Annotated in this window: 9 protein-coding genes; 5 read left to right on the forward strand and 4 right to left on the reverse strand. The window is 52.1% G+C overall.

The window, feature by feature from the left end:
• Window positions 1-2 precede the first annotated feature (2 nt).
• Complete coding sequence (locus GW590_RS13750) at window positions 3-1,265, reverse strand: maltoporin (protein WP_169403626.1); 1,263 nt, start codon at window positions 1,263-1,265, stop codon at window positions 3-5.
• Between the two features lie 266 nt (window positions 1,266-1,531).
• On the opposite strand from GW590_RS13750, the gene GW590_RS13755 reads away from it, so the two are divergent.
• Entirely contained in the window at window positions 1,532-2,605 is a 1,074-nt protein-coding gene (locus tag GW590_RS13755; RefSeq protein WP_169403627.1) for a LacI family DNA-binding transcriptional regulator, read from the forward strand.
• Between the two features lie 836 nt (window positions 2,606-3,441).
• On the opposite strand, the gene GW590_RS13760 is transcribed toward GW590_RS13755, so the two are convergent.
• From GW590_RS13760 to GW590_RS13770, 3 genes are read right to left on the reverse strand one after another with little or no spacing between them, the layout of a single operon-like run.
• Window positions 3,442-4,254: a PfkB family carbohydrate kinase gene (locus GW590_RS13760; protein ID WP_169403628.1), complete on the reverse strand. Its 813-nt coding sequence runs from the start codon at window positions 4,252-4,254 to the stop codon at window positions 3,442-3,444.
• A gap of 11 nt (window positions 4,255-4,265) precedes the next feature.
• Window positions 4,266-5,243: an SIS domain-containing protein gene (locus tag GW590_RS13765; protein ID WP_169403629.1), complete on the reverse strand. Its 978-nt coding sequence runs from the start codon at window positions 5,241-5,243 to the stop codon at window positions 4,266-4,268.
• A 3-nt stretch (window positions 5,244-5,246) separates the two neighbouring features.
• Window positions 5,247-6,026, reverse strand: a complete 780-nt coding sequence (locus GW590_RS13770; protein ID WP_169403886.1) for an ABC transporter substrate-binding protein — start codon at window positions 6,024-6,026, stop codon at window positions 5,247-5,249.
• Window positions 6,027-6,262: 236 nt separating this feature from the next.
• On the opposite strand from GW590_RS13770, the gene GW590_RS13775 reads away from it, so the two are divergent.
• From GW590_RS13775 to GW590_RS13790, 4 genes are all read left to right on the forward strand, one after another.
• Window positions 6,263-7,033 carry a GntR family transcriptional regulator gene (locus tag GW590_RS13775; RefSeq protein WP_169403630.1) on the forward strand — a complete coding sequence of 257 codons (771 nt, stop codon included), beginning with the start codon at window positions 6,263-6,265 and terminating at the stop codon, window positions 7,031-7,033.
• Window positions 7,034-7,227: 194 nt separating this feature from the next.
• The gene (locus tag GW590_RS13780) at window positions 7,228-7,830 is read left to right on the forward strand and encodes a TetR/AcrR family transcriptional regulator (protein ID WP_211186778.1); all 603 of its coding nucleotides are present in this window, start codon (window positions 7,228-7,230) and stop codon (window positions 7,828-7,830) included.
• A gap of 76 nt (window positions 7,831-7,906) precedes the next feature.
• Window positions 7,907-9,016 (forward strand): efflux RND transporter periplasmic adaptor subunit, encoded by a 1,110-nt coding sequence (locus GW590_RS13785; RefSeq protein WP_169403631.1) that lies wholly within the window; start codon window positions 7,907-7,909, stop codon window positions 9,014-9,016.
• Window positions 9,013-12,102 carry an efflux RND transporter permease subunit gene (locus GW590_RS13790; protein ID WP_169403632.1) on the forward strand — a complete coding sequence of 1,030 codons (3,090 nt, stop codon included), beginning with the start codon at window positions 9,013-9,015 and terminating at the stop codon, window positions 12,100-12,102. Before GW590_RS13785 ends, GW590_RS13790 begins: the two co-directional genes overlap by 4 nt.
• The last annotated feature ends 20 nt before the right edge of the window (window positions 12,103-12,122 follow it).

Raw genomic sequence — 12,122 nt, forward strand, 5'->3', positions numbered from 1 at the left:
TATTACCACCAGGCTTCTACCTGCACACCAAAGTTCCAGGTGTTATTGGCGGTATTGTCCTTAAAGGATTTACCGTTTTCGCTGTCATTGAGATAGGAGGCAAATACGCGCAACTCAGGACGAGACATAAATGCCGGGCCATCAGCCAGCGCCAGGGCAACGGTGTACTTTTCGCCGCCTTGTTTATAGTGGCTGCCATCACGGTTATCATCTTTTTGGTAGAAACCGCCGACTTCACCAATACCACGAACATAATTGGTGAACTGATACTGCGCGCGCCCCACCAGAGAAAGCAGGCGACTTTTGTCGGTATCCTGGGTGATCTTATCGGCCGAACCCCATGTCAGCACATGGTTAAGAGAGAATTTTTCGGTGATTGGGATCAACCCGGTATTGATCACGCGGTAACCGGTGGCCTCTTCGGTGTTGTGCCAGGCGTCATACCAGCCGCCGCCCTGGGAAATCATATTCTGCGCCAACCCTTTGGTGGCGTACTGCAACACCGTCTTGTTGGAGGAACCTTTCCACATATCCTGGCTGATTTCACCGGTCAGCATCACACCGTTTTCGGCATTGTACAGTCCGCCGTACTCTTTTTGTTTGCTGGTTGGATTAGGCATGGCGTAGTCAATACCAAATTCGGTCCAGGCACCGGTCCACGGCTTCCAGCCGGCATAGCGAGCATCGAGGTAGTTGATATTCAGATTGTTGTCGTTATCTACCCGATAGTCGATATCGTTATTGTCGCCACGGATCCAGGCGACAGACACTGCGCCGGGGCCGAAGGAGACATTTTCAATCCCCGCACCGGAACCGGAGATATTCCAGTATTTGGTATCGATGATATGCAGATCGTGGCGCTGGTAGTAACGTTTACCGCCCCAAATCACTGCATTAGGATCTCCCGGGACCAGACCTTTGACCTGCAGGTTAAGCTGACGCAGGCCGAACTGGGCGTCATTGTTGACGGTCGATTCACTGTCGTTGGAACCGTCCGACACCATGCTGATCATGCTGTCTACGTAGAAGCTGACATCGTCCTTTTTATACACCTGGCTACCCAGCTCAATTTCGCCATAAGTGTCGGATTCATTGCCCAGGCGGCCGACTTTATTTTTTTGATACTCCTGCAAGGCACCATCGCTGGAGACACCGACGCCGGAACGGAAATAGCCATGAAAATCAACGGAATCAATATCAGCAGCGAACAGGGTAGGAGAGGTCATCGCCATTGCCAGCGCCAGAGTGTGTAGCTTAGTCTTCATGTATGCCCCATATTTATTTGTAATACGTTCACATTAGGAGGCTATAAAATGACAAAACGTGACAAACAAACAATTTGTTTATCGATTTATTGTGAGTTACTGCAAATAAAACAACGGGATTTATACTTTTTAGTGAAGGGGATCACTATGTGATGTAATGTGAACGAATGACTTTTGTGCCATTTTCTTAGTCTTTGGCAAGGGGACTATGTTGACCTGAAGCTGCCTGTTACAATCGCAGCAGGATTAAACGCAGAGAACTTAAGATGAAGTCCAGAAACACCACGTTAGAGGATGTTGCCCGTCATGCCGGGGTGTCGTACCAGACGGTTTCGCGCGTACTCAACAAGTCGGAAAGTGTATCGGAAACCACGCGCCGCAAGGTGCAGCAGTCTATTGAGCTGTTAAGATATGTACCCAATCGCCTGGCCCAGCAACTGGTAGGCAAAGAGAGCAAGACGCTGGGGCTGGTGACTATTTCCCTGGCTCTGCATGCTCCATCGCAGGTGGCGGCCGCGGTAAAAAGCTATGCCAATGCCGAAGATTATCAGGTGCTGATTTCCATGATTGATGAGAACGTCAATTATGCCATACAAGATTCGATTAATGAGCTGAAGTCGCAGCGGGTAGAAAAGGTGATTATCAACGTTCCGCTGGAAACCGCGGCCGCCGAAAAAATCGCTGCGGATAACAATGATATTACCTGCCTGTTCCTCGACGTTGACCCTTACAGCTCGGTGTTCAACGTCTCTTTCAATCCGGCAGATGGTACCCGCGCCAGCGTGAAGTATCTGTATGAGCTTGGTCATCGCGATATCGCCTTGCTGCCCGGCCCCAAACGTTCCATTTCCGCCAATTTGCGTCTGAAAAGTTGGCTGGAAGCACTGAGTGACTATGGTCTTAACCCGGTGAATACCGTGCACGGCGAGTGGGATGCCAAGAGCGGCTATGCCGGTGTCTTGCAGATGCTGCGTGAAACGCCCAATTTCTCGGCGCTACTGGTGGGCAACGATCAAATGGCCCTCGGGGTGCTGAGCGCCTTCCATCAGAACCAGATCACCGTGCCGGGACAAAAGTCCATTATTGGCTACGATGACACCAATGAAAGTGCCTTCTTCTCCCCGGCATTGACCACCGTTTCTCTGGATCTGGATTTACAGGGCAAAGAGGCGGTCAGGCGCGTATTGAGCGCCAGTGAAAATGAGATGCAGCGATCCTCCTCGATACTGCCGGCGCGGCTGGTTATTCGTCATTCAACCGGGCCGAAAGTTCATGAGGAAAAAGATTTACACAGTATTGCTGAAGCATTACGACTGATCGCGCAACGTCTGGAGCATTGAAGGTAGCGGTGAAAACAAGGGAAGAAATATTGTAGTCTCTTGTTTTCACAGTATTTGCTGTTTCTCTGCCAGTATGCGGAATAGCGACTGGGGTCACAGCATATTATTATTATCCCTGATGGAAGTGAGCGGACAGTTTAAAAGCCCTGGCAGGAATACTGGTAATAAAAGCATGTTATTAAAAACAGTGTTGACACGGCGCTGAGAGTGAGTAGATTAGAACTCAGCACCGGCGCAAACGGCAATAAAATGTTCTTTAACCCGGTCATTAAAATAACTGTAAAATCAGTTATCAGTACGGAAGTAAATACAGTGCGATACAGGCCACGTAATATTTTAGTTTGGGATCGTCGATATCGGGTTTACCCTTTTCGACCCTGATTTAAGGCCACGTAGTCAGTATCTATAATCGCATGCTGGGACAAACGCGATGATGTAAGGCCTTGTTGTGAAGAGTAATGTTCGCGATTTTGGGTGTACAATTTGAAATCGAGAATATCGCGACGAAAGTAAGGCAACGCATCAAAGAGTATATATCGCGAGGGTGATGTACCTCACATAACCAGATTATTTTTTGAAATGGTTAAGTGAATTAAACAGGATTACCATCTCGTTCAATTATTTATCGGAGGAAATGTTTAAATAGCGTTACCTATATCCTGTGAGAAAAGTACATCTTTGAAGAAATATCAAGTGTAGTGTTATGTTACTAAGTTGATTAATGTTAAATATCAAGTCTGTAGTTCCTTAAAAGCCCTGGCAATCTCGCCGGGGCTTTTTTTATCTCTTTTTTCTCGTCATCGCTTCCCTTTACTCACATCCTGGCAGCAGGGAAATCAGTAGTTTATACCTTCGCCAAAAGCGCCTTCCATCAAGCAGATCTGAGCAGCAAATCGGCTTCCCTGATCCAGGCTTGCGGCCAGCGTTTGCCCCTGGCTATGAGCCAGCAGGAAAGCGGTAATAAACGCATCCCCGGCCCCCAGGGTATCTACCGGGGTGATAAGCTCCGGCAACTGGCTAAGCCATTGGTTGCCGTCGAACAGTAACGCCCCCTCGGCACCACGGGTGGCAATTGCCAGTCGACAGCCCGCCTGCTGTGCCGCCTTCAGCAGCGTACGCGTATCCTCGAGGCTTTGCTCTGCACAGGAGAAAAAGCCGTAATCCAGATGCCGACACAGCGGCAGTGCCCGCTCGATAACAAAATCATCTGAAAAATCATAAGATAAACGGCCGGGCAATATATCAAGCGCTGGCAATAGATCATCGGCATAGCTATAGGCACCGGTATGTATCAGTGCAAACTGCCTTAGCCAGGGGATATCCTCCAGCACAAAATTCATGGAGGTTGTCTGACGAATCCCGCCAGCGTTCGATGCCAGAAATCGGCGTTCTCCCTGTTCAATGGTCAGGCTGGCATGGCCATTTTCACCCGCTACCACCAGGCAGTGAGAGATATCCACGCCTCTTGCTTGTAGCACACGGCGAATATGCTCTGCACCGCGATCGTCGCCAAACACCCCGAGATAAGCGGCGTTCGCCGACAACAACCGGGCGTAGACGCTAAAGTTAAGGGCGTTTCCACCTGGATAACCGATACCGGTGTGGGTATAACGGTCTATCACATTATCGCCAAGGCCGAGTACTTTCATTATGTTATCCCTTAGTAGGCAACCTGGCCCATATATCGCCGTGTCTCCAGCGGATGCTGGCGTACCTGCGCCAGCGCGGCGCGGTATTCACACATGACGCTATAAAACAGTACCGGGTTAAAATACTCTACGACGCTTGCTGGTACTACGCCAAGTCCCAGCTCCCGGGCATCGACAATCTCGATCTTCTCGCCATACTGCTGCAAAAAGCTGCGCGCACGTTCGTCAAGCGCTCGGGTGCGGCCTTCGTTGATCATCAGGATCCACGGCGTAGTGGCATCGGTAACTTCAAACGGGCCGTGAAAATACTCGCCGCTATGGATGGATGCGGCGTTAAGCCACTGCATTTCCATAAGCGAACAAATGGCAAAACCGTAGGCATGGCCGTAGGACGCACCGCTGGAGAGGATATAAAACAGTGATTCCTGCGCATAACGATCGGCAAAGGCAGCACTGCGCGCCTGAACCTGACGGCGTGCTTTGGCAATAACCTCATCGATTTGCGTCATTCCCGTGAGGAAATCGCTATAGCCGGCAAACCCTTCACTCTGCTGCAGGGCTTCGACACAGAGGCTGAGGATTATCGCCATCGGATTATTAATTACCTGACTGTCTTCTCCCCAGGCATACAGCAGATTACTGTCAGAGAAATTGATCAGGCTGGCGTGCTCATTGTGGGTCAAGGTGACAGTGACGCTGCCCCGGCTCTGCGCCAGTTTTGCTGCTGCTACCGACTCTGGGGTGTCGCCACCGTGGGAACACACAATGGTCAGCGATTGCTTGCCCAGCGTCTTTGGTGCGGCATAAACAAACTCATTGGCGGTCATCATATAGCTGTGCAGGGTGGTGGCTTCACTATTGAGGAAATAATTTGCCGGGTACATATCTACCAGCGAGCCGCCGCAGGCCACCAGAAATACCTGGCGTAGCCCACCCTGTGGCAGGAAACGCTGTTCGATCAGAGACGAAATAATTGCCGCAGTATTCATAAATCACTCACCATACACATTGAAATTAAAATATTTTTTTGCCAGTCGGTCATAGGTGCCATCGCTGCGTATTGCCTTGATGGCACCATTAAGCTGCGTCAGTAACTTCTCGTCCTGCTTGGCAACGCCAATGCCGGTGCCGGGACCAAAAATGGCTTCATCCTTAACCTGCGGATCAATCAGGGCGAAATCCTTGCCCTGCGGTTTGTTCAGCAACGCTTCGCTGACCACAGTGGCATCATCGAGGGTGGCGTCCAGACGTCCTACTACCAAATCGGCATATACCGCGTCAGCACTGGGGTAGGAAACCACTTCGACCCCCTGGTTTTGCCAGTATTTTTTCGCATAGCTTTCAAATACCGAGCCTTGTTGCACGCCCAGGCGTTTACCACGCAGGGTGTCGAGCGTAGGTTTAAGGCCGCTATCCTTTTTGGCGACCAGAAACGCCGGAGTATTGAATAATTTATCGGAGAAGTTGATGGCCTTTTTACGTTCATCAGTAATCGACAGCGAAGAGATAATGGCATCGAACTTGCGGGCATGCAGGGCAGGGATCAGACCATCAAAACCATTCTCCACCCAAACACATTTGGCCTTGAGTTGAGCACAGATGGCATTGCCGAGGTCAATATCAAAGCCCTGCAGAGTGCCATCAACAGCTTTAGACTCAAAAGGGGGAAAGGTGGCATCGGTGCCGAAACGGATTTGTTGCTGGGCCGATACCTGACAGGAAAGGCCAGCAAAAATCAGGCCGATGGATAACAGGGTAAGCGCTTTTTTCATCATTCACTCCCAATAAGTGTACCGTAAAATAGACCACATAAGGTATACCCTTGCCGTCAAAGCTTCGCAACTCATTTTTATATTTTATTCAACTATAATAATATCTTATGTAGCCATGGTCTGATTGGTGTTTGTTATTTCTTCGCCGCAGTCGGCGAATTTTCGGTGACAGATCAAGCGCTGGCTGGCTATACTACGGTCTTTATTTGCGTAAGTTTCGGACTATAAAACAGACCATGAGTGAGCCGATTGAAGGTAAGCGCCGTCCGCGAAAAGCCTATTTGCAAGCCCGACAAGCATTGCTGAATTTATTGAACACCCCAGAGTTCAACGATGGCGATCAAATTCCGGCAGAACGCGATCTCTCGTCCCTGCTGGGTATTAGCAGAATGACATTGCGCAAAATCATTGATGAGCTGATCGCCAGTGGCGTCCTTGAGCGGCGGGGGAATCAGGGCACCTGGCTGACCCATACCACCATTGAGCGTCCACTGACTCAGACAATTGAACATGGTATCAGCAAGATCACCGAACTTAATGGCGCGGTGCCTGGTAGCCGATTGATCTATTTTCAGGACACCCTAGCCAGTTCTCGCCTGGCACTGCTACTTAAAATTAGTGCCGGTGATCCTTTGGTGATGATCAAACGCCTGCGCCTGGCCGACGGTGAGCCATTTTGTCTGGAGACCAGCTACCTGCCGCGCGCCCTAATCCCGGATTTGACTGCCGAGATGCTGGAACAGAGCGGCTCACTGTATCGTCTGCTGGCGGAGCAATATCGCATTTTTGGCGTGTCTGACGAGGGGACTATCCGGGTGGCGATAATGAATGAAGAAGAACAGGCGCTATTGAATGCGCCGCCAGATAGTCCGGCACTGGTCTATCGCGGGGTGATTGCCGACCGTTTTCAGCAGCCCGTGGAATATCTGGTATCCGTTAATCATCCGCAGCGGGTGTCGTTTCGCATTAGCCACAGTCAGGATGCCGGGCAATTGATAAAGCCCTAATGATTAACGAGTCCCCGGGAATGATAATCCGCTTTAACTGTGCAATCTGCCCATCGGCCTGTACTGACAAACAAGAGTACAGGGGGAAATATAAGGGGATCCTTGAGTCGTAGACAATACGTGACTATATTACCATTTGGTCACATGCTATCAATCAGGGCTCATCGAGCCAAGCCAGAGAAATAATTAAAAATATGAATACACATCAGACGCGTGGGCCATTGGACCACAGCATTCGCGATCAGGTCGTGGAAGCTGCCACCGAGCACTTTGGACACTTTGGCTATGAGAAAACAACGGTGTCAGACCTGGCTAAAGCCATCGGTTTTTCCAAGGCATACATATACAAATTTTTCGATTCCAAACAGGCCATTGGCGAGGTGATCTGTAAAAATCGGCTGGGTATGGTGATGGATATTGTCAATGCCGCAATCGCCGACGCCCCCACTGCTTCAGAAAAATTACGCAGATTATTCAAGTCAATCACCGAGGCAAGCGGCGATTTATTTTTCCACGATCGCAAGATTTACGATATCGCAGCCGTCGCTTCTCGCGATCAATGGCCTTCGGCAACTGCCTATGAACAACGTCTGCATCAGTTGATCCAGCAAATTATTCTCGAGGGACGACAGACGGGAGAATTTGAACGCAAAACGCCGCTGGATGAAGCTGCGCATGCCATATTTCTGGTCATGAAGCCTTATATCAGTCCGGTGCAATTACAATATAACCTTGAGACTGCCTCATCGGCAGCGGTCCTTCTGTCGGCGTTGATATTGCGCAGCATGGCGCCTTAAATTTAGTGACTATTGACATTATTGGTCACTAGTCTGAGAATGCGGTTACTGTCTTGCTAAATAAATAAGGTAACCCATGCTCAGGCTTAAACCTGTTACATTTGCCGTTTGTCTGCTGCCTTTTGTTCTGGCAGCGTGCGGCGACGCTTCCGGTATCGACGACCCGCGCAATCAACCACCTTTGGTCAGGGTGGCGAGTGTGGCCAGCGCTGTCGATACATCTCGCGCATTTACCGGTGTTATTGTCGCGCGTATTCAGAGTGATCTTGGTTTTCGGGTGCAAGGCAAAATACTTGAACGTCTGGTGGATACCGGCCAGAACGTTAAACGCGGCCAGATATTAATGCGTTTGGACCCCGTCGACCTTAACCTGCAGGCGCAAGCTCAGCAGCAGACGGTTTCTGCCGCTCGGGCGCGCGCCAAACAGACAGCTGCGGACGAGGCTCGTTATCGCAGTCTGGTCACCGCAGGGGCAGTTTCAGCTTCGGCCTATGATCAGATAAAGGTCGCGGCAGATACCGCCAAAGCGGATCTCAGTGCTGCTCAAGCCCAGGCTGATGTTGCGCGTAACGCCACCGGCTATGCCGTCCTGCTGGCCGACGCTGACGGCGTGGTCATGGATACACTCGCCGAACCCGGTCAGGTGGTCAGCGCAGGGCAGGCGGTGGTCAGACTTGCCAGGGCCGGGCAACGTGAGGCCATCGTGCACTTACCCGAGACGCTGCGCCCAAATATCGGCAGCGAGGCACTGGCGACGTTATATGGCACCAGTAAAGCGTCAACGTCCGCCAAACTGCGGCAACTTTCCGATGCAGCCGATCCGCTGACCCGCACCTTTGAGGCCAGATATGTCCTTGAGGGGGCGTTGGCAAATGCACCACTCGGCTCTACCGTGACGCTGCAGATTGCTGAAGGAAAATTACCCGTCCAGGTGGTGCAGGTGCCGATAGCCGCCCTCTACGATGCAGGCAAAGGGGCAGGGGTCTGGCGCATTGCAGGCAAGCCGGCAAAAGTCTCATGGCAGCCGGTTCAGGTGCTTGGGCTGGGGGACGATGCTGCGCGGGTAACCGGTAACATCAAGCCCGGTGAACAGATTGTCGCCCTGGGGGCACATTTGCTGCACGACGGAGAGGCTGTTCGCCTGCTTGATCCGCGCGATAACGGTGCTGCGGGGAGCCAACCATGAGTGAAGGACGGTTCAATCTTTCAGCCATCGCCGTTCGTGAGCGCGCGATCACCTTATTTCTGATTATCCTGATCACCGTGGCCGGTATTTTCTCGTTCTTCGCATTGGGGCGCGCCGAAGATCCACCGTTCACGGTCAAGCAGATGACCATTATCTCGGCATGGCCGGGAGCCACCGCCCAGGAAATGCAGGATCAGGTGGCTGAGCCACTGGAGAAACGCCTGCAGGAGCTTAAATGGTACGACCGCAGTGAGACTTACACACGTCCGGGTCTTGCCTTTACCATGTTGTCATTGCAAGACAGCACCCCGCCTTCACAGGTACAAGAAGAGTTCTATCAGGCACGAAAGAAAATCGGCGATGAGGCAAAAAATCTTCCTGCCGGTGTTATTGGACCGATGGTTAACGATGAGTTCTCGGATGTCACCTTTGCGCTCTTTGCGTTGAAAGCCAAAGGCGAGCCACAGCGCTTGTTGGTGCGTGATGCCGAATCCCTGCGTCAGCGTCTGTTGCATGTGCCGGGCGTCAAGAAGGTGAATATTATCGGAGAGCAGGCAGAGCGTATCTTTGTTTCCTTCTCTCACGATCGGCTGGCGACATTGGGCGTCTCTCCACAAGATATTTTCTCGGCGCTGAACAGCCAAAACGTACTGACCCCCGCCGGTTCAATTGAAACGCAAGGATCGCAGGTATTTCTTCGTCTGGATGGTGCCTTCGACAAGCTTGAAAAGATCCGTGATACGCCGATTGTCGTTCAGGGACGAACGCTGAAACTTTCCGACGTGGCAACCGTTGCACGTGGCTACGAAGATCCGGCAACCTTTATGATCCGCAATCAGGGTGAGCCAGCGCTACTGCTGGGCATTGTGATGCGCGATGGCTGGAACGGCCTGTCGTTGGGTAAGGCACTGGATGCCGAGACGGTTAAAATCAACGAAGGCATGCCGCTGGGTATGAGCTTTTTAAAAGTCACCGATCAGTCGGTGAATATCAGTTCGGCGGTTGACGAGTTTATGATCAAGTTTTTTGTCGCGCTGCTGGTGGTGATGGTGGTGTGTTTCGTCAGTATGGGCTGGCGGGTAGGCGTTGTCGTGGCGGCTGCGGTTCCGCTGACATTGGCTATTGTCTTTGTGGTGATGGAGTCATCAGGCAAGAATTTTGACCGTATAACCCTGGGTTCACTGATTTTGGCGCTGGGGCTACTGGTCGACGATGCCATTATTGCCATCGAAATGATGGTAGTGAAAATGGAAGAAGGGTACGACCGAATCAAAGCCTCGGCCTATGCCTGGAGCCACACCGCTGCCCCTATGCTCGCCGGTACGCTGGTGACGGCCGTCGGTTTTATGCCCAACGGTTTCGCGCAGTCTACCGCGGGAGAATACACCAGCAACATGTTTTGGATCGTGGGTATTGCCCTGATTGCCTCCTGGGTGGTTGCCGTGGTGTTTACGCCTTATCTGGGTGTCAAGATGCTGCCCAACATCAAAGTGGTTGCCGGAGGACACGCGGCTATCTATAACACCCGCCATTACAACCGTTTTCGCCGAGTCCTTACCTTCGTTATCGCCCGCAAATGGGGGGTAGCAGGCACGGTGATTGCGATGTTTGTGGTGGCAATTGTCGGCATGGGGTTGGTCAAAAAACAGTTTTTCCCGACCTCTGACCGCCCGGAAGTCCTGGTTGAAGTGCAGATGCCTTATGGCACGTCGATTGAGCAAACCAGTGCTGCCACGGCGAAGATTGAAGCCTGGCTAAAAACCCAGAGTGAAGCAAAGATCGTCACCTCTTATATCGGCCAGGGCTCACCACGTTTTTATCTGGCAATGGCGCCAGAGCTGCCCGATCCGTCGTTTGCCAAGATTGTCGTGCTGACCGACAGCCAGCAAGCGCGTGAGGCACTCAAGTTCCGTCTTCGCCAGGCGGCGGCCGACGGGCTGGCACCTGAAGCGCGTGTCCGTGTCACGCAACTGGTCTTTGGCCCTTATTCACCCTATCCGGTGGCCTACCGGGTGATGGGGCCGGATGCGGTCAAACTGCGCGAGATTGCCGACAAGGTGGCCGGGGTGATGCAGGCCAGTCCAATGATGAGGACCGTCAACACCGATTGGGGACCGCGAGTGCCGACGCTACATTTCACGCTCGATCAGGACCGTTTGCTGGCGGTGGGATTGACATCGAATGCGGTCGCTCAGCAACTTCAGTTCCTGCTTTCCGGCGTGCCGATCACCTCGGTGCGTGAAGACATTCGTTCGGTGCAGGTGATGGGACGCGCGGCCGGGGATATTCGGCTCGATCCTGCAAAAATAGCCGGTTTTACCTTGGTGGGTGCTGCCGGTCAGCGTATTCCGCTGTCGCAGATTGGCGATGTCGAGGTGCGCATGGAAGACCCGGTTTTGCGGCGGCGTGACCGAACCCCGACTATTACCGTTCGGGGAGACATTGCCGAAAATCTGCAACCACCTGATGTGTCCACGGCGATGATAAAAGCGCTACAGCCGATCATCGACACCCTTCCTGGCGGTTATCGCATTGAGCAGGCCGGCTCCATTGAGGAGTCGGCAAAAGCCACCGCGGCGATGGCACCGCTGTTTCCTATTATGATTGCCATGACGCTACTGATCATCATCCTGCAGGTGCGTTCCATGTCCGCGATGGTGATGGTATTTCTCACCGCCCCTCTGGGACTTATTGGCGTGGTGCCAACGCTGTTACTCTTCCACCAGCCATTTGGCATCAATGCCCTTGTCGGGTTGATCGCACTGTCTGGCATATTGATGCGTAACACTTTAATTCTGATAGGGCAGATCCATCATAATCAACAGCAAGGGCTAGATCCGTTTCATGCCGTGGTGGAGGCGACAGTTCAGCGCGCCAGACCCGTGTTGCTTACCGCGATGGCCGCCATTCTGGCGTTTATCCCGCTGACTCATTCGGTGTTCTGGGGCACGCTGGCTTACACATTGATTGGTGGAACCTTTGGCGGAACCCTGATGACATTGGTATTTTTGCCGGCGATGTATGCCATCTGGTTCAAAATACGCTCAGGCAATCATCAGCAAGCCGTAAAACAGGTATCGGCATAAACCATAAAATATGATCAGCG

The sequence above is a fragment of the Rouxiella aceris genome, from assembly GCF_012933545.1.
Classification (GTDB): domain Bacteria; phylum Pseudomonadota; class Gammaproteobacteria; order Enterobacterales; family Enterobacteriaceae; genus Rouxiella; species Rouxiella aceris.